An 18,115-nucleotide genomic window follows, 5' to 3' on the forward strand; every position below is an offset into this window, starting at 1 on the left:
GAACCGACCTCCACTCGGTGCCGGCCAAGGCCTCCAGGACGGCAATCCTGGAAGGCCGCGTACGGCTGGCCCCGAGCGGAGGCAGGCGTCCCCATTGCAGCTCGACCGAGGTCGAAACAGAGCCCCGCCAGAGTGGTTCACTCTTGATCCACACCGGTCAACTCAGGTCTCTCAGAGCCCAGTTGCAGAAGTCGTTGCCTCTGACTGTCTCTGATCGACCCGGGTCGAACCGGGGTCGAACCGGAGCGTTTTCCTCTGACTGCCTCCGCTCGTCTCTGCAACCCGTCCTAGCAGGTCACAGCCTCATCGACCCCACACAAGCGCAGGTCAGAAAGGTGCGCTAGCTGTACCACTGGTTCCTGGCGAAGGCGGTCATGTGAGGCATGGGGTTCCCGTCCCTGTGGGCGGGGCGTCTTCGCCCCGCGTGCCGTGGTTGGAATCAGAGTCGTGAGGGTTGCGGTGGCTCGGCAAGCCGGCTTCTGCCAGGCGGAAGGACTTCTGTAAAGAGGCTGGTCAGAGCACTGTTCTGTCCGTCCCTGTTCGTCGGCGATCGCGAACCCGGAGAGCGGGCCGTTGGTACTCCTGACAGGTGCGTCATCCGGCATCGGGAAAAGCAAACCCCGCTCGCGCCGGTCGGAGCGGGGTTTGACGCGGCCGGATCAAAGAAGTCGTCCGGTGGCAGTCTGCTCGCTCGTCTACGGCGCTGTGAAGAGCATGGGGAAGCGCAGGCCCAGCCACGGTTTGCGGCCCCAGGCGACGACCTTGGCGCGGGCCATGGCGGTGGGGGCGGTCCAGCGGCCCAGGGCGAGGAGGAGGAAGGCGACGGGGTCGATGGCTATCGTGCAGTCGGGGCGCCGGGGCGGGGTGTCGGTGAGCGTGGGCACGCCGTCCGCGAAGGTGACGGCGAAGCGGTCGCGGCCGATCCGCAACAGGTAGCACGCATGGTGGCCGGCCGCGTCGGCGTTCACCACACGCGGCATGGCCAGTCGCATGAAGGGCAGCGTGAACGCGACCACTTCCCGGTTGACCATGTGGGGCCCGCGCAGGGCGACCGCGATGTCGTATCCGTGCCCGAGCAGGTGCGTGAGCAGATACGAACTCAGGGTGGCCATGTCCATCGGCCCCATCGGCGTCAGCACCGCCTCCCGCGGACCGCGGCCGGCCGCGGCCGCAACGAAGGCCCGGGCGGTAACCGCGATCTCCGCGCCGAGGACCGCCGGATCCCGCTGCGGAAAGACGGTCAGAGCCGCACGGTTGGCCACCGCGAGACCGCTCGGCGTTCCATCGCCGTAGGGGCGGTCCTCGCCCGCCCCGAGGTCCGCCATCAGCTTCCCCGCCAGCGCGAGGTGCGCCGCCGCCTCTCCCACTGTCCACTCCGCGCCCGGCAGCGGCGTCCGTGGGTCGGCCCCTGCCTCCAGCAGCTCCGCGATCCGGTCGGCAGTGGCGACGATGGCATCCTCGGGTGTCATGAACGCGATCGTGTCCGCGCTCGGACTTCGTGTCCAGTGCCCTGTCGATCACGCTTGCCGCCGGTACCTGAAGAATCACTTACCGGGGGTACGGAGTGGGCGATAGGGGCGCTTTGGGCGATGCGATCACGCGGGAGTTCCGTGCCGGCGCAGGCTCCCCGGCGCCACCTGGCGGCGGGCCGAGACGCTGATGAACCGCCACGGCGGCCGGGCCGTCCTTCCGGCCCGCTTCCTGCCCGTGGTCCGCACCCTCGCTCCCCACTTCGCCGGCGCCACCCGGCTGCCCTACCGTCGCATCGCTCCGTACAGCGTCGTTGCCGCCTGTCTGTGGACGGCGGCGGAAGCCGGCGTCGGATATGCCGCCGCGTCTTCTCTCCAGCGGATGCTCACCCTGGGTGGTCCCGCCCTCGCGACAGTCGTCCTGATCGCCATCGGGGTCACACTCCTGAGGCGTCGCTCACCGCGCCCCGGGCAACGTGATGGCGCCGACCCGAGCGGCGGCCCGGCCTGCCATGACGAGGCTTCGGCGCGCTGATTCCGGATCGACTCCGCACAGCGGCCTTGCCGCCGGGCTTTGCGTCCCGTTAGTTTGCGGCGGGGTTTCGAGTGACAGCGCAAGGCGAGGCCCACCAGTGACAGATCGGGGCAGAGCGGACGGGGACGCGCAGTACGGTCTTTGCTGACCAGCATCGCCGGTGAGGCGGGAGTGTCGCTCAGCACCGTGTCCAAGGTGGTGCACCGGCGTCATGACGTCGGCGCGGCGACACGCGCCCGCGTCGAGGAACTGCTGGCACGGCACGGGTACGTCCGCCCGGGAGAGCCTGATCCCGCCGCACCGCGGCAGATCATCGCGGTGTTCCGGGACCTGTCGGGGCCGTACACGCTGGAAGTCGTACGCGGGATCGTGGACGCCGCCGACGAACTGGGCGTGGGCGTGGTGACCGGGACGACCGGTCATCGCTCGATCTCCCAGTGGCTTCAGGAGTGCGTGGCACTCGACGCGGCAGGGCTGATCATCGTGATCTCGATGCTGGCCGAGGAAGACCAGCGCCGGATCGTCGAGCAGCGGCTGCCGGTGGTGCTGATCGACCCGCTCAGCGCGCCGAGTCACGACATCCCGAGCATCGGGGTGACGAACTGGAGCGGCGCCAGGGAGGCGGTGCAGCACCTGCTGAGCCTCGGGCACACCCGGATCGGCATGGTCGCGGGCCGGTCCCACTCGCTGGCCGGGGCGGCGCGCCTGCACGGCTACCGGGCCGCGCTGGAGGAGGCGGGGATCAGCTACGACTCGGCCCTCGTGCGCTCGACCGACTTCGACTTCGAGGAGTCGCTGCTCGCCAGTCTCCAGATCCTGCGCTCCGACGATCCGCCCACAGCCGTCTTCGCGGCGAGCGACGCGCAGGCGCTGGGCGTCCTGGAGGCAGCGCGTCATGACGGGCGCGACCCAGAACGGCGCCGTCACCCTGGCGACGTCGACCGGCGACGGCTCGCAGGACTGGCAGTTGGTCCAGGACCCCCTGCCGACCGACACCAACCTTCACGCTGAAGGGCGCCAACTCCGGCCGCTGCCTCGATGTCCCGAACGGCCGGACGGGTGTGCAGGTGCAGATCTACGACTGCTCCGGGAACGCGAACCAGACCATCACGCAGACCGCCGCCGGTGAACTCCGTATCTCCGGCAACTGCCTCGCCGCGGACGGTGACGGCACCACCGCGGGCACTGAACTGATCGTCTGGTCCTGCAACGGCAAGTCCAGCCAGAAGTGGTGGTTCCGCCTGGACGGTTCCCTCATCAACCGCTCCAACGGGCTCGCCGTCGACGTCGCCAACTGGGGGACGGTCAACGGCTCGAAGGTGCAACTGTGGACGGCCCTCGGAAACGCCACCCAGAGGTGGAGCCGGAGCTAGGGGGTGCGATCCGCGATACGAGACCGCACCCCGCGAGGGGGCCCGCCCACGATGCGGGCCCGCTCCCATTCCCTCAAGCGCAGCCTCAGCGGGCGGCACCCAACCGGACCAGCACGGCCGTGTCCGGGCGAGGCAAGGACACGGTCAATGTGCCCTCAGCCGCATCCCATCGCAGGGGGATGTCGGACGGGCCGGAGTGCAGTACCTCCGAGACGAGGGGAACGTCCCGCAGATGAGGGAGGGCGAGCGTGTGGCTTCCACTGCCGGGGCCTCTGCGCCACACCGCCAGATACGTGGACTCCCGGGTGCGAAGTCCGTGGGCGATCCAGGCGTCGTCCCAGGTCGGCAGTCCGAGCGGCCAGAAGGGGTGCGCCTCGGCGATCTCCGGCCGGATGTCCTTGTACACGCGGATCGCCGAGCGTACGAGGGCGGACTGTTCGTCGCTCATGCGGTCGAGGAAGCCGGAGAGGTGGACGCGGCCGAGGAGTGCGCTGGTGAGGGTGAAGGCGATCTCGTCGAGGCTGTGTTCCGGCTGGGGGTAGGCCCAGACGGCTGCCTGTTCGGGTGTCACGGCGGTCGCGGCCGCGGCGGCGATCGCCGGGTAGCGCAGGAGGTCCTGCTGATCGCTGGTGGACTGCAGTTGCACCACGGCCAGCTGCGCGTAGTCCATCCGCAGTCCGCCCGACCCGCAGTTCTCCAGGACGAGGCCGGGGTGCCGGTCGAGGAGGGAGGTCATCCAGTCGAGGTGGGCGCGGTGGTGGCCGAGCAGGCCGGCGCCCGGGCTTTCGGGGCCCGACTCGGTGCCGGGGCCGCTGTTGATGTTGTAGTCGAACTTGAAGTACCCGACGCCCAATTCGTTCACCAGCCGGTCCACGACCGCGTCGAGGTGGGCGCGGGCCGCGGGATGACGCAGGTCCAGGTGGTGCCGTCCGTGTTCGGTGACGCGGATGCCGCCTCGCCGGAAGAACGCCTCGGGCGGCAGGGAGTGGGCCAACGGGCTGCGTACGCCGACGACTTCGGGCTCCAGCCACAGTCCCGGCGTCATACCGCGTTGCCGGATGGCGTCCAGGACTTCGCCGATGCCGCCGGGGAAGCGGTTGCGGGCGGGCTCCCAGGCGCCGACGGCGTCCCACCAGCCCTGGGAGTCGTCGTCGTACCAGCCCGCGTCGATGACGAAGACCTCGGCTCCGGCGTCTGCCGCCGCGTCGACGAGCGGCAGAAGCTTCTCGGTGGTGGGGTCACCCATGAGGGTGTTCATGTAGTCGTTGTAGATCACCGGGAGGGTCCGGTGATCGGGGTGGTCGCGGCGGATGCGGCGGCGGTAGTCGGTGAGTTCGCCGAACGCCGCGTCGAGACCGCCGCTCTCCGCCTGGACGAGGACGGCGGGCACAGTGGTGAACCCTTCACCAGGAGCGAGTACCTGGTGCCACTGGTGGTGGGCGTCGTCGGGGCCGAACAGTGCGAAGTAGGCGGAGCCATCCCGCTCACCGGTTTCGAAGCGCCAGCCCGCGCTGGACTCGACCTGCCACAGCCAGGCCCGGCCGTCACGGTCGGTGAGGGCGGCGAGCGGCAGATGGCGGCCGGTGGACCAGCTGCCCTGCGAGTACCGCTCGAAGCAGCCGCGGCCCTCGTGGCCGTGCGCGGACCGGCTCAGCGCGACGACCCGATCGCGGAAGGCGGCCTTGTGCCACCTGCATTCGGCGAGCCAGTCGTTGTCCGCCCAGTGCAGAGTGAGGCCGTCGAGTGAGCCGTCGGCGTCGGCGATACCGCCGAGGGTCAGGGTGGTCACGCTCTCCAGCCGGAGCGGCGTAGCGCCCTCGTTGGTCAGAGACACCCGGGCCCGCAGGAAACCGGCGCCAGGACCGGCCTGTCCCGAGCCCGTCTCCAGAATGACGTCGGCGGCCAGGCCGGTCACGGGGTCCTGCAGCCGGATCGTCGTCCGCTCCAGGCCACCCTCTTCCACCGTCTCGTGGCCCCGGTAGGCGAGACGGTCACCGATGGCCGTCTCGATGAAACGTTCACCCGACCACATGCGGCCATGGCCGGTGGCGGTGACCTCGACCAGCGGAACCAGACAGTCCCAGTCCTGGTCGGGTCTTCCCAGTCTCACCGATCCCGCGGCGTCCACGACGGCATGCAGCCCGAGTTCCGGGCGCGACCAGATACGGGACCTGTCGACTACGGCAGTGGTCAACGCGATTTCCCCTTTCGGGATGGTTCGGTCCAACGATGGTTCTCGTGGGCGCTGAGCTGGGAATTTCGCGCTTGGAGGGCGAGCTGTGCCGCTCCGGCGGATATGTCTGAGGAGTAACGCCTCGGTTGCACTCTCTTGACGCCCACGTTGTGACCGCTCACAATCCTCGCATGTTCGTGACCGGTCACACAAGCTTCGGCGGCCCTGCCGAGCCCTCTCGGGGGCAGCGCAGAGCCGCCAGCATCCGCGACGTCGCCAAGGCGGCGGGCGTCTCCTACCAGACCGTCTCGAGGGTCATCAACGACCAGCCGAGCGTCAGGGACGAGACGCGCCGACGGGTGCAGGAGGCGATCAGCGACCTGGGCTTCAGGCGGAACGCCACCGCGTTCGCCCTGGCCAGCGGGGTCACCCGGTCGATCTCGGTGCTGACCTCGAACACCGTGCTCTACGGCTATGCGGCGACCCTGCAGGGCCTGGAGGAGGCGTCCCGTGCCGCGGGATACGCACTCGGTGTCCGGGTGCTGACGCCCGAGGACGACCTGGACCGTGCGGTCGCGGCAGCCGTCGACAGCGGCGGCGGCATCGTGGTCATCGGCTTCGACCAGATCGGAGCCGCAGCGCTGGACCGCGTCCCGGCCGATGTGCCGTGCGCCGCGGTCGTGGAGGCACCGTCCCCGGGTCACAAGCCCGACCGTCCAGCCGTATGGGCCGACGACCGCGAGGCGGCCCGGGCGGCCACCGAGTACCTGCTGGCGCTCGGGCACGAAACTGTGCACTACGTGGCGATTCCCGCCTCGACCGGAACCCGGCGCTCGGCGAGACCTCGCGCCGAAGGCTGGCGTCAGGCCCTGAAAGCCGCCGGCGTCACCGCTCCCGCGCCGTCCGGCAAGGGCTGGGACGCCCGGGCCGGATACGAGGCCGGAAGAAAACTTGCCCGGAACCGGGACGTCACCGCGATTCTCTGCGGCAACGACGACCTGGCACTGGGTGTCCTGCGGGCCCTGCACCACGAGGGCCGACGGGTCCCGCAGGACGTCAGCGTCATCGGCTTCGACGGCGCTCCGCACTCCGAGTTCCTCACCCCGTCCCTCACCACCGTCCGACTGGACTTCCCCGGACTGGGCCGCGCCGCCTTCGAGCTGCTGCGCGCCCAACTCGACACCGACCGCCACGACTTCGCGCCCGTCCCGGCCGACCCCGAGCTCGTCCTGCGGGAGAGCTCCGGGGAACGCGAGGCGTGATCCGCGGCCCCCGCTCGTCCGCTCCCTCCCCGTCAGTCGTACTCCCGACCGCCCTCACCCATGTCCGCAGTACCGCTTCTCCCTGCCCCGTCCCTCCAGCACGACCAAGGATCCTGCCATGAGAAGAGCCGTCTCCATCCTTGCCACTGCCTGCGTCCTCGGACTCACCGCCACCGCGTGCAGCGACGGCACCGCCGGTGGCGACAGTGCCGCCGCTCCTCAGGGGAAGGTCGACCCGACCGCGAGCCTCAAGGGCGTCGAGCTCACCATGTGGACCGCGCAGAACAGCGTCGCGCAGCCCAAGCAGGCCATCGAGGCGTTCGAGAAGGCCACCGGCGCCAAGGTGACCACCGAGGTGATCCCCGACCCCTACGAGTCGAACGTGCCGACCAAGCTCGCCTCGGGCGTCAAGCCGGACCTGATGTTCTGGCAGCCCACGGGCAGCACCCTGCCGTTCGTGCAGCCGGCCAAGAACCTGCTGCAGCTCGACAACGAGGACTGGGTCTCCAAGCTCGGCAAGACGGAGCAGGGCCTCGGCCAGGTCGACGGTCACCGCTACGCCGCCATCGTCACCAGCCCCGCCGTCCTCGGCGTCTACTACAACAAGGACGTCTTCAAGAAGGCCGGCATCACCACCATGCCGACCAGCTACGACGAGATGCTCGCCGACGCCGCGAAGATCAAGGCGAAGACGGACGCGGCCCCGTTCTTCGAGGTGGGCGGCGACAAGTGGCCACTGCAGTGGCAGGTGCAGCTGCAGATGACGGACCTGCCCCAGTCGTTCTGGGACAACCTCAACAAGAACAAGGACTCCTGGACCAACAAGACCATCGTCGACGCCATCACCAAGTACAAGACGAAGGTCCTCGACGGCGGGCTGGCCCAGAAGAACTACAAGACCGCCACGTTCGTCGACCAGGGCAAGGCGATCATGGACGGCAGCGCTGCGATGGCCGTGAACGTCACCGCGCTCCAGTCCGAGATCCAGGCGACCTCCAGCACGGCGGAGATGGACAAGAAGCTGGGCTGGTTCCCCATCGCCAACAGCGCGGCCAAGGCCGAGTACTCGCCCGACCAGACCAACGGCGTCGTCGCCTTCAACACCGGCGACACCAAGCGTCAGAACGCCGCCCGCCAGTTCCTGTCCTTCTGGCTCGGCCAGAACTACCCGGACTACCTCAAGGCCAACAAGCTCGTCTCGGTGGAGCCGTCCGTGGCCAACCCCGCCGGCCTGCCGCAGACCGCGCTCCTGCAGTCCAAGGCCCTGGCCACTGCCGCCGGCGTCTTCCAGGTCAAGGCGCTGACCGCGCCCGACATGCACCTCGCCCTGGCCGACATGATCTACGGCAAGAAGACGCCGAAGCAGGTCGCACAGGCCGCCCAGGACCAGTTCGAGCAGGTCCTGAAGGCGCGCGGCGTCTCCGGCTTCTGACCGGCGCCCCTTCTCCAGCCCCTTCCCCGGGCCACCCGCAGACGGCGGCCCGGGGGCCGCATCCGGAGGTAAGAAAGTGGTGGACACCGCCACCATGGACGTCATCGACGCCGAGCGGGCGAAGGACCAGGGCCGCCCGGTCCGTCCCGGCCCGCGCAAGCGGCCTCGCAGGAAGCCCAACCAGCCATGGTGGTTCGCCGTTCCCGCGCTCGCGGTCTTCGGCGTGTTCTTCCTGCTGCCGAACCTGCTGAACTTCGTCTACCCGTTCACCGACTGGTCGGCGTTCCACTCGAAGATCGGCTTCGTGGGCCTGTCGAACTTCGAGACCATCCTGCACGACGGGTCGATGGCCCGTGACATCCGCATCACCCTGGAGTACGCGGTCCTCGTGGCCCTCTTCCAGAACGGGTTCGGCCTCGGTCTCGCGCTGCTGCTGGAACGCGACACCCGCTTCAACCGATTCTTCCGGGCCGTCTTCTTCCTGCCGGTGCTGATCTCCGCCCTGGCTGTCGGCTACATCTTCAAGGCCCTGCTGGAGCAGGACGGGGCACTCAACGGCGTGCTGTCCTCCCTCGCAGGGCACCACGTCGACACCCCCTGGCTGGGGTCGACCACCTGGACCCTGGTCGTGGTGACGCTGATCCACGGCTGGAAGTGGATGGGCCTGGCCATGCTCATCTACCTGGCGGGCCTGAAGAGCATGCCCGACGACGTCCTGGAGGCCGCCCGCATCGACGGGTCCGGCGCCTGGCGCACCTTCTGGTCGATCCGCTTCCCGCTGCTGGCACCCGCGGTGACGTTCAACGTGACCACCGCCCTGATCGGCTCCATGAACACCTTCGACATCGTCCAGGCCACCACCTCGGGCGGCCCCGGCAGCGAGACCGAGGTCTTCAACATCTATATGTTCCGCATCTTCGGCCAGGGCCTGTACGCCCAGGCGTCCGCGATGAGCCTGATTCTCTTCCTCATCGTCGTCGTCCTCGCAGTGCCCGTCATCGTCGGCCTGCGGCGGAGGGAGAACAACCAGTGACCACGATTCCCGCGTTCGCCCCCGTACGCCGAAGTCCTCTGCGGTGGGTGCAACCCCTCAGCGTCCTGCTCATCGCCGCCGTCACCATCGGCATCCCGCTCTGGCTGGTCGCGGTGACCTCCGTGAAGCCGCAGGCCGAGGCGATCAAACCCAACCTCTCCCTGCCGCACCACATGCAGGCAGCCGCGAACTACCAGCAGAGCTTCGACGAGGGCAAGGTCGTCCAGGGCTTCGTCAACAGCCTGCTGGTCGTCGTGCCCTCCGTCGTCCTGGTCCTGCTGCTGGGCGCGGGCGCCGCCTGGGTCTTCGCCCGCCGCTCGGGACGCCTGGTCGGCACGCTGTACGCGCTGAGCATCAGCGGGCTGCTGCTCCCACCCGCGGTGATCACCATCGTCATGGAGCTGCGCCAACTGGGCCTGGCCGGCACCCGTCCCGGCATGATCGGCGTCTACGCCGGGATGTACCTGTCCACCTCGATCTTCTTCATGACCGGGTTCATCCGCGCCCTCCCCGAGGAACTGGAGGAGGCGGCGCGCATGGACGGCGCGGGCCCGCTGCGGGTCTTCTTCCGCATCATCCTGCCGCTGCTGCGCCCGGTCATCGCCACGGCGACGATCATGGTGATGCTGTTCGCCTGGAGCGACATCTTCTACGCCTTCTTCGTGCTCGGCGGAGGCGACATGGCCACCCTGCCGCTCAACCTCTACCAGGTCGCCAACGCGCAGCTCTACCTCAACAACTGGCATCTGATCTTCGCCTACGTCGTGATGATGAGCCTGCCGATGGTCCTCGTCTTCGTCGTCGCGCAGCGCCGCATCGTCTCCGGCATCACCAGCGGCGCCGTCAAGTAGCCCTGGGACGCGGCGCGTTCGCCCGCCCCGGTCACCCCCATGCACACCGACAGCCTCCCGCAACGCCGCGGGAGGAGGAGGACAGCCATGCCTCGAACAGCTCGTAGATCCGGACGCTTCCGCACTCTCGTTGGCGCGGGCGCCGTCGCCGCCGCCCTCGTGGGCACGGCTGTGACCGTACCCGCCGCGCAGGCCGCCACCCCGCAGCTGACCGTCGACCTCGGCCAAGCCACCGGGTCCGTGATGCACGGAGCCAACGGCGCCCTGTACGGGCTCAGCGACGACGGCGTCCCCGGCGACAACATCGTCACCCCCCTGCACATGACCTCGATCGCCCAGAAGGCGCCCGACGGCGCGCAGCACCCCAACGGTGACGCGCTCGCCGTCCAGCCCGCCTTCGCCCGAGGTGGCGGCGGCGACAACCTGATCTACATGCAGGACGTCTACGCCCAATGGCCCTACGAGAACCTCGGGCTGACGGACTATCTGTCGAAGGTCGACACCATGGTCCGCAAGGTCGCCGCCCGCTCCGACGCGAGCACGTTCGTGTGGGTGCCGTTCAACGAGCCGGACGGCAACTGGTACACCGGGCTCGGCAGTTCCACCACCGCCACGTACAACAGCGCGCTCAGCAGCTTCGAGAACGACTGGACCACCGTCTACAAGAAGATCCGGTCGATCATCCCCGACGCCAGGATCGCCGGCCCCAACGAGACGCATTACGACGCCCGCCTCATGGGCGACTTCTACCCGTGGGCCAAGGCCAACAACGTCCTGCCGGACATGACCACCTGGCATGAGCTGGACCCCGGCTCCCTGTCCCACTTCGAGGGCAACCTCGCCGCCTACCGGACCCTTGAGAAGAACGCCGGTATCAGCCCCCGCCCGGTCAACATCAACGAGTACGGCGACCGCCGCGACCTCTCCGTCCCGGGCCAGATGGTCCAGTGGATGTCCATGTTCGAGCGCAACAAGGTCTACGCCGACCAGGCGTACTGGGACGTCGCCGGAAACCTGGACGGCAACGTCAGCCAGACCAACATCCCCAACGGCGACTGGTGGCTGCTGCGCTGGTACGCGGGCCTGACCGGCAAGACCGCCAAGGTGACCCCGCCGCAGGCCAACGTCATCGACACACTGCAGGGCATCGCGTCCCTCGACACCGGCCGCAAGCAGGCCCAGGTTCTCCTCGGCGGCGGGACCTCCGGCTCTGCCGACACCGTCGTCCAGCACATACCCGCGTCGTTCGGCCGCCAGGTCAACGTCTCCGTGGAGCGCACCGCCTGGAGCGGCTACGAAGGAGCGGGCCCCGCGCCGACCGTACTGGCCCGCAGCAGGTACACCGTCGGTTCGCACCGCAGTATCACGGTGCCGCTGACCGGTCTCGACCCCATGGCGGCCTACCGGATCGTCGTCAATCCCGCGGGCACCGGAAAGCCCGCCGCGGCGAGCGCTCCCTGGTCGGCGTCGTACGAGGCCGAGAGCGCGAGCATCACCGACGGCACCGTCTACACCCAGGGCAGCGTCACCAACGCGTACGGCTACGCCACCTCGGGCACCAAGGACGTCGGCAGCCTGAACCAGGCCGGCAGCAAGGTCGCCTTCAGCGTCAGCGTCCCGACCACGGGCACGTACGACCTCAACGTCTTCTACGGCAACCAGTCGGGCGGACCGGCGACCCAGACCCTCACCGTCGACGGCGGCTCGTCCCGGACGCTCACCTACGCGCCGACCCTGAACTGGACCTACCGCTCCACGGCGGGCGCCTCGGTGTCCCTGACCGCGGGCACGCACACCATCACCCTGGCCAAGGGCACCAACGAGGTCACCCTCGACAAGATCGACCTCACGGCCGCCGCCGGCACGGGAACCGCCTACCCGGCCACGTACGCGGACATCACCGGATCGCCCAGGTACACCTACACGGCCTCCGGTACGACCGGCGCCGGCGCCCTGGCCCTGCGCGCGGGTTCCTCGGCCGCCTTCGACGTCTACGCGCCGACCGACGGCTACTACACCGTCCACACCGACTACTCCTCGAACGGGTCCGGCACGCTCGCCCTGGACGGCGTCACCGCTGTCCGACTGCCCTCCACGCGCGGCAAACTCGCCGACAAGAGCGCGCGGCTGTACCTGTCCGCGGGCAACAACCGCATCACCGCCGCCACTTCGGGCTCCACCACGCTGACGGTGCGCGACCTGCGCGTGGCCGCGAACGGTGACACCACGGGCGTCACCTCCTACGAGGCCGAGAACGGCACCCTCGGGGGCACCGCCGCCGTCACCGCGGACACCTGGGCGTCCGGCGGCAAGTACGTCGGCTACGTCGGCAACGGCTCGGCCAACACCCTCACCGTCAAGGTGAGCGCGCCCAGTGCCGGGCGGTACGTAATGAACGTCCGCTACGCCAACAACCAGGTCTCCGGCTCCGGGAACTACAACACCAACGTCGTCTCCCGCGCCGCCCGGATCTCCGTCAACGGCGCCACCGCGCAGACCGTCATGTTCCGCAACAACTACAGCTGGACCAGCTACTGGGACCTGCCCGTGCCCGTCACCCTCGCCGCGGGCACCAACACCATCACCTTCAGCAACTCCTCCGCGTACGCGCCCAACATCGACCGGGTGACCGTCGCGCCTGTGACCGGCTGACGTCCCCATCGGCCGGGGCCTCTGCCGAGGTCCCGGCCGTCGTCATCACAGGATTCGCCGAGGCGAGCACCTGTCGCCATTGGGTTCATGTGCCGGTGCCGGCCGAGCTTTCCCGGATGATCAGGTGCGTGCGGGCGAACGTCGGGGCGGGCGGCTGGTAGTCGTGCTCCAGCTGACCGCGCAGGAGGGCGAAGGCATCACGGCCCAGGCCCTGGAAGTCCATCCGGACGGTGGTGAGAGCAGGGGTGAGGAACCCGGAGTGCGGGGCGTCGTCGAAGCCGATGACGCTGACGTCGCCCGGTACCGACCGACCGGCGTGGTGCAGGGAGCGCAGCACGCCCAGGGCGAGGTCGTCGTTGCCGCACAGGATCGCGGTGACGCCCGGATCGTCGGCGAGCCGCCGTCCCTCGTCGTAGCCGACCTGCGCGTCCCAGCCCTTGCCGCCGCGGGGTTCGGGCGGGGTGATGCCGGCCGCCTCCAGGGCTGCCCGCCAGCCCTGCGCCCGTGGCCCTTCCGAGCGCCGGGTTCCGGCCGACGTCGGGATCGCGACGTAGTGCACGGTCCGGTGGCCGAGCTCCAGCAGGTGCGCGGTGGCGGTGCGGGCCGCCTCGCGGTCGTCGGCCCACACGGCCGGGCGGGGCGGGGTCCGGCCGTGCGAGGGCGCCTCGACGATCGCGGCGCACGGCACGTGCTGCGGGACGCGGTCCAGGGCCGCAGCGGCGAGCCGGTCGAAGCCGATGACCATCAGTCCGCCACCCTCGGCCGCGGCCGAGGAGATGGTGCGGTCCAGGTCGTCCTCGGGCGTCAGCAGCTTCACGCCCAGCGAGTAGCCCGCGGCGCGGGCTGCCTCCTCCAGGCCCTGGAGGGTGGCCGCATAGCCGTAGAGGGTGGTGTTGGACGTCAGTACGGTGACCGACCGGGCGACGCCGCTGGCCAGTGCGAACGCGGTGGCGTTGCGTCGGAATCCCAGCGCCTCAATGGCTGCCTCGACCCGTTTGCGGGTCTCCTCGCGGACGTTCGGGTGGCTGTTGATGACCCGCGAAACGGTCTGGTACGAGACGCCCGCAGCCTGAGCGACGTCCCGAATACTGGCGGCCTTGCGCGGTCCGTGTCCGGGATCCGAGCGGCTGCCGGAGCTAGTGTGACCGGTCACATCCATGTAGGGATTGTGAACGTTCACAACCTCACCCGTCAAGAGCGGGGACTCGGCCTTCGCCCGGTATTTATATCAGGGCAAGTCATGCTGTCCCGGGCTGCCGCAGAAGCTGGGGGGCGCTCCCGGCAAGGGAGTACAACGCCTGGCCATCGGTTCAGTTGGCGCCGAAGACCGCCCTCGTGACCCGGCGGTCTGTCCTGATCGGAGCAGACCGCCGGGCTTGAGACGTGGGTTGTGGCGCACCTTCCGAGTCAGCAGCCCCGGGTGAGGGGCTCTGCCGACCGGTCGGGCGGGCGGATCAGCGCAGTCCGGCGAAGAGGTCCTTCTCGGGTACGGCCGCGCCGGTGGCGTCCTGGACACGTACGAAGGTCTCCATGCCCATGAACTCCCCGAACCTCTCCTTGCCCATCCTGAGGAAGAAGATGTTCTCGCCCTGACTGGCGTGCGCGGCCAAAGCGTCGAACTTCTGGCCGCTGAACGCGGTGGCGTCCACCCACGTGGTGATCTCGTCGTCGGGGAGGCCGATCTTGGCCAGCGCGGCGGCCTCGGCGGGATCCGGCTCCGGCATGTCGTCACCGAACTCGCGGATGATCTCGCCGAACCGCTGCATCATCGAGCGGGGCATCGTCGTCCAGTACACCTTCGGTGTCAGCTCGGTCATCTCCAGGGCCGCCATCGTGATGCGGTGGGCCTGGATGTGGTCGGGGTGGCCGTAGAAGCCGTTCTCGTCGTAGGTGACGACCACATCAGGTCGGTAGTGCCGCATGAGTTCCGCGAGTCGGGCCGCGCCTTCCTCCACGGGGGTCTGCCAGAAGGATCCGGGGGCGTCGTTGCTCGGCCAGCCCATCATTCCGGAGTCGGCATAGTCCAGCATCTCCAGATCGCTGATCTTCAGGACCTCGCAGCTCGCCTCGAGTTCTTGACGGCGCATCAAGGCGACCGCCGCCGGATCGTGCCCGGGATCGCCCGGCTTGACACCCCCCGGCCCGTCACCGCAACCGCCGTCGGTACATGTCACGAGAACCGTGCGGATGCCTTCCGCCGCGTACTGCGCGAGGACCCCTCCGGTCCCGGTGGCCTCGTCGTCGGGGTGGGCGTGTACTGCCATGAGCGTCAAGGGCCGGCCAGTCATGAAACAGTCCTCCTGCGGAAATAACGTCGTCGTCCGGGTTCGCGGCGGGCGTGCCGCGATCCTGGGGCCCGGATCCCGGTGGGGCGGACGACCTCGTGGTCTCCGTGTTCCCCGCCCGTGCGGCGCCGGTCCCTCGGTCGATGCAACCGTGCCGACCGGACCCGCTGTTCCCGTTGCGGCCGTCTGGCCTTCCAGATGTCGGTGTTTCGACGTTTCGACGCGAACGAGGCAGGCGGGTCCGGCTGTCGTTGCACGGCTGAGCGGCGCGGCCGTGGGAGGCCCGGGCGATGTGCCCCGTGCTAGCGTGGAGCATTTGCAGCGTCGCTGTGTCGGTGCCCGGTTTCGCGGTCCCTGGCAGGTGGCCGCGTCCCCGCCGCGCCTTCCTCGGTACGGTCCCTTCGGAGGAAGGCTTTCTGTGAGCGAATCAGCACGTGCCGGCACCCGGCAGCAGGATGAGGCGTCCGAGGCGTCGGGCGCCACCGCGGCGCTACCCCCGGCGGCGTCCTTCGCGGAGCTGGGGCTGCCGGCCGAGATCCTGCGGGCGCTCGACGAGCACGGCGTGACGGTGCCCTTCCCCATCCAGGCGGCGGCACTGCCGAACGCGCTCGCGGGTCGGGACGTCCTGGGCCGGGGCCGCACCGGATCCGGCAAGACTCTCGCCTTCGGCCTGGGGATGCTCGCCCGGACGGCGGGGCGGCGTGCGCAGCCCAAGGAGCCGCTGGCACTCGTTCTGGTGCCCACCAGAGAGCTGGCGCAACAGGTCGGTGAGGCGCTCACCCCGTACGCCGAGGCACTGGGGCTGCGGCTCGCGACCGTGGTGGGCGGAGTGTCCATCGGACGGCAGGCCGCCGCGCTGCGCGACGGCGCCGAGATCGTCGTCGCCACGCCAGGCCGGCTGCACGACCTCATCGAGCGGAAGGGCTGCCGCCTCGGGCGGGTGCGCATCACGGTCCTGGACGAAGCCGACCAGATGTGTGACATGGGGTTTTTGCCGCAGGTCACCGAAGCCCTGGACCAGGTGCGTCCCGACGGGCAGCGCATGCTGTTCTCCGCCACCCTCGACCGCGACGTCGACCAGCTGGTGCAGGACTACCTGCGCGACCCCGCCGTCCACTCGGTGGACCCCTCCTCCAGTGCCGTCCCCGCGATCGAGCACCACGTCTTCGTAGTGCACGGCCCCGACCGGTACGCGGTGAGCACGGAGATCGCCGCCCGGGACGGCCGCGTCCTGATGTTCCTGGACACCAAGCACGGCGTCGACCTGCTCACGCGGCATCTGCGGGCCAGCGGCGTGGCCGCCGCCGCCCTGCACAGCGGGAAGGCCCAGCCGCAGCGCACCCGGACCCTTGCCCAGTTCAAGAACGGTCAGGTCACCGCGCTGGTGGCGACGAACGTCGCCGCACGCGGCCTCCACATCGACGACCTCGACCTCGTGGTCAATGTCGACCCGGCCACCGACCCGAAGGACTATCTGCACCGCGCCGGCCGCACGGCCCGGGCCGGCCGCTCCGGCACCGTCGTGACACTCGTCCTGTCGGGACAGCGCCGCGAGACGAGCCAGGTCATGGCGGACGCCGACGTCGCCCCCAAGGTCACCAAAGTACGGTCCGGCGAGGCGGAGTTGAGCCGGATCACCGGCGCCAAGGCTCCCTCCGGGGAGCCTCTCGACGGCGGGCCGGCCGCAGCGCGCCCCAAGAACCACAACGCCCCGTTCCGCGGCCTGGGCACCACCAAGGACGCGAAGGGCGGCTCCGGCGGCAGATCGTCCCGCAAGAGCAGCGAGGCGAGCAAGCTCGCGGAGGCCCGCAAGGCGGCCCGGGTGCGGCGCAGCGGCTGAGACAGGCTTCCCGGACTGCGGTACGGGTGCCTTCGGGGCCGTTCCGGTTGTCGTGCGGGGCGGCTTCCGTCAGTCGGGAGTGCTCCTGTGAAGGAGCTGGTCAACGCCTCATGACTGCGCCGGTTTCCCTGCCGGTCCAGTGTTTGCGGGGCGTCCTCAGGTGGCTGTGTCCTTCGAGCGACGGCGTCCCCCCTGGGGGGCGTCCGGCGGGCGCGGGTTCAGCGGGTCGTCGATGAGACCGCCGACGCGACGCATCTCGTCGAGGGGGTCCACGGCCATCTCGTCCGCCGCGTCGGTGAAGGCCTTGAGCGCGGGAACGAGACCGGCGCGTGCTGCGGCCGGCAGCTGTTGCACGAGGGCGCGGATCTCGGTGCGCCGGTGCACGAGGACCCGCTCCACCAGGGCCCCGCCGGCGGGGGTGAGGCTCAGCACGACCTCGCGCCGGTTGGCGGGGTTGGTCTTGCGGTCGATGAGGCCGACGGACTCCAGGCGTTCGACCATGCGCAGCGCGGTCGACGGGTTGACCCCCAAGGTCGCGGCCAGGGCGGCGAGTTTGACCGGCCCGCAGGTGCCCAGCACCACCAGGGCGCGCAGCTGGGGCAGGGTCAACGAGTCGTCGGTGGACGCGAGGGCGCGCGCGGAGATGGCGATGAGCAGCCTGGATGCGGCCATGACGGCAAGGGTGACCTCCTCGGCCTCGCGGTCGAGTTCCGTGGGGGAGAGCGGTTCACCGCGGGTCCGGGGGCGATGGGAATCCTGCCGCGTCATCGCGTCCGTTCCACCTCTCTGTCCGCTGATCCCGTGATCCGGCCCGATGCCTTCACCTCTGTAATCATTGCAGGATGCAATGTTACCGTGGAGGTGACGAGCGGCGGGAGCCGTGCGGGCGCGACGGTTGCGGCGACGAGGGACGTGATGACGTTGAAGTCCGAGCCGATACGTGAAGCCTATTCGTTCGTGTGCCTGCGATGCGGGCACGCCTGGGAGGGGTCCTACGAGATCCGGCACTCCGTCGACGGTCGGGGCCGTGTGCGCGCGGACTACTACGAGAAGAGCCTGAAGGTTCCTTCGCCGTTGACCGAGAGCAGGTGCCGGGTGTGCTGCGGGTGCCGGATCCGGATCCTGCGGCCGGGGCGGGTGCGATCCGCCCGCCCCCAGCTGGACTAAAGCGTGTTGCAGAAGGTCGTGTCCGGGCAGGTCAGGACCTTCT

At 69.6% G+C, this 18,115-nt stretch carries 13 protein-coding genes and 1 pseudogene; 9 read left to right on the forward strand and 5 right to left on the reverse strand.

The window, feature by feature from the left end; translation table 11 throughout:
• Nucleotides 1-695: 695 nt before the first annotated feature.
• Nucleotides 696-1,469, reverse strand: a complete 774-nt coding sequence (locus ABZS97_RS37610; protein WP_356145526.1) for a maleylpyruvate isomerase family mycothiol-dependent enzyme — start codon at nucleotides 1,467-1,469, stop codon at nucleotides 696-698.
• A 178-nt stretch (nucleotides 1,470-1,647) separates the two neighbouring features.
• Here ABZS97_RS37610 and ABZS97_RS37615 point away from each other — a divergent pair.
• From ABZS97_RS37615 to ABZS97_RS37625, 3 genes and pseudogenes are all read left to right on the forward strand, one after another.
• Nucleotides 1,648-2,004 (forward strand): annotated as a pseudogene (locus ABZS97_RS37615) (VTT domain-containing protein); the annotation flags it as partial.
• Nucleotides 2,005-2,145: 141 nt separating this feature from the next.
• Nucleotides 2,146-3,015 (forward strand): LacI family DNA-binding transcriptional regulator, encoded by an 870-nt coding sequence (locus tag ABZS97_RS37620; RefSeq protein WP_356145528.1) that lies wholly within the window; start codon nucleotides 2,146-2,148, stop codon nucleotides 3,013-3,015.
• The gene (locus ABZS97_RS37625; RefSeq protein WP_356145553.1) at nucleotides 3,012-3,377 is read left to right on the forward strand and encodes an RICIN domain-containing protein; all 366 of its coding nucleotides are present in this window, start codon (nucleotides 3,012-3,014) and stop codon (nucleotides 3,375-3,377) included. The genes ABZS97_RS37620 and ABZS97_RS37625 overlap by 4 nt, the downstream gene beginning before the upstream one ends.
• Before the next feature lie 85 nt (nucleotides 3,378-3,462).
• On the opposite strand, the gene ABZS97_RS37630 is transcribed toward ABZS97_RS37625, so the two are convergent.
• A complete protein-coding gene (locus ABZS97_RS37630) occupies nucleotides 3,463-5,505 on the reverse strand; it encodes a glycoside hydrolase family 36 protein (RefSeq protein ID WP_356145556.1) in 2,043 nt (680 codons plus the stop codon).
• 236 nt (nucleotides 5,506-5,741) lie between these two features.
• Between ABZS97_RS37630 and ABZS97_RS37635 the strand changes: the two genes are divergently transcribed.
• From ABZS97_RS37635 to ABZS97_RS37655, 5 genes are all read left to right on the forward strand, one after another.
• A complete protein-coding gene (locus ABZS97_RS37635; RefSeq protein ID WP_356145530.1) occupies nucleotides 5,742-6,812 on the forward strand; it encodes a LacI family DNA-binding transcriptional regulator in 1,071 nt (356 codons plus the stop codon).
• Between the two features lie 118 nt (nucleotides 6,813-6,930).
• On the forward strand, nucleotides 6,931-8,244 hold the full coding sequence (locus ABZS97_RS37640; RefSeq protein ID WP_356145532.1) for an extracellular solute-binding protein: 1,314 nt from the start codon (nucleotides 6,931-6,933) through the stop codon (nucleotides 8,242-8,244).
• 76 nt (nucleotides 8,245-8,320) lie between these two features.
• The gene (locus ABZS97_RS37645; RefSeq protein WP_356145534.1) at nucleotides 8,321-9,277 is read left to right on the forward strand and encodes a sugar ABC transporter permease; all 957 of its coding nucleotides are present in this window, start codon (nucleotides 8,321-8,323) and stop codon (nucleotides 9,275-9,277) included.
• Nucleotides 9,274-10,128: a carbohydrate ABC transporter permease gene (locus ABZS97_RS37650; protein ID WP_356145536.1), complete on the forward strand. Its 855-nt coding sequence runs from the start codon at nucleotides 9,274-9,276 to the stop codon at nucleotides 10,126-10,128. Before ABZS97_RS37645 ends, ABZS97_RS37650 begins: the two co-directional genes overlap by 4 nt.
• Nucleotides 10,129-10,215: 87 nt before the next feature.
• On the forward strand, nucleotides 10,216-12,780 hold the full coding sequence (locus ABZS97_RS37655; RefSeq protein WP_356145539.1) for a CBM35 domain-containing protein: 2,565 nt from the start codon (nucleotides 10,216-10,218) through the stop codon (nucleotides 12,778-12,780).
• Between the two features lie 85 nt (nucleotides 12,781-12,865).
• Here the strand turns inward: ABZS97_RS37655 and ABZS97_RS37660 are convergent, their stop codons facing one another.
• Both ABZS97_RS37660 and ABZS97_RS37665 read right to left on the reverse strand, forming a co-directional pair.
• Complete coding sequence (locus ABZS97_RS37660) at nucleotides 12,866-13,939, reverse strand: LacI family DNA-binding transcriptional regulator (protein ID WP_356145542.1); 1,074 nt, start codon at nucleotides 13,937-13,939, stop codon at nucleotides 12,866-12,868.
• 295 nt (nucleotides 13,940-14,234) lie between these two features.
• A complete protein-coding gene (locus ABZS97_RS37665; RefSeq protein WP_356145545.1) occupies nucleotides 14,235-15,068 on the reverse strand; it encodes a PIG-L family deacetylase in 834 nt (277 codons plus the stop codon).
• A gap of 415 nt (nucleotides 15,069-15,483) precedes the next feature.
• Here ABZS97_RS37665 and ABZS97_RS37670 point away from each other — a divergent pair, with 415 nt between their 5' ends.
• Nucleotides 15,484-16,905: a DEAD/DEAH box helicase gene (locus ABZS97_RS37670; protein WP_356145547.1), complete on the forward strand. Its 1,422-nt coding sequence runs from the start codon at nucleotides 15,484-15,486 to the stop codon at nucleotides 16,903-16,905.
• Nucleotides 16,906-17,061: 156 nt separating this feature from the next.
• Here ABZS97_RS37670 and ABZS97_RS37675 read toward each other — a convergent pair whose 3' ends face one another.
• Entirely contained in the window at nucleotides 17,062-17,673 is a 612-nt protein-coding gene (locus ABZS97_RS37675; protein WP_356145550.1) for a MarR family transcriptional regulator, read from the reverse strand.
• Between the last annotated feature and the right edge of the window lie 442 nt (nucleotides 17,674-18,115).

It is taken from the genome of Streptomyces sp. NPDC005485, from assembly GCF_040606085.1.
Lineage (GTDB): Bacteria > Actinomycetota > Actinomycetes > Streptomycetales > Streptomycetaceae > Streptomyces.

Coding starts and splice junctions, on each gene's coding strand:
- ABZS97_RS37635 (WP_356145530.1), top strand. CDS start 5,742: ATGTTCGTGACCGGTCACACAAGCTTCGGCGGCCCTGCCGAGCCCTCT.
- ABZS97_RS37660 (WP_356145542.1), bottom strand. CDS start 13,939: ATGGATGTGACCGGTCACACTAGCTCCGGCAGCCGCTCGGATCCCGGA.
- ABZS97_RS37665 (WP_356145545.1), bottom strand. CDS start 15,068: ATGACTGGCCGGCCCTTGACGCTCATGGCAGTACACGCCCACCCCGAC.
- ABZS97_RS37610 (WP_356145526.1), bottom strand. CDS start 1,469: ATGACACCCGAGGATGCCATCGTCGCCACTGCCGACCGGATCGCGGAG.
- ABZS97_RS37655 (WP_356145539.1), top strand. CDS start 10,216: ATGCCTCGAACAGCTCGTAGATCCGGACGCTTCCGCACTCTCGTTGGC.
- ABZS97_RS37640 (WP_356145532.1), top strand. CDS start 6,931: ATGAGAAGAGCCGTCTCCATCCTTGCCACTGCCTGCGTCCTCGGACTC.
- ABZS97_RS37675 (WP_356145550.1), bottom strand. CDS start 17,673: ATGACGCGGCAGGATTCCCATCGCCCCCGGACCCGCGGTGAACCGCTC.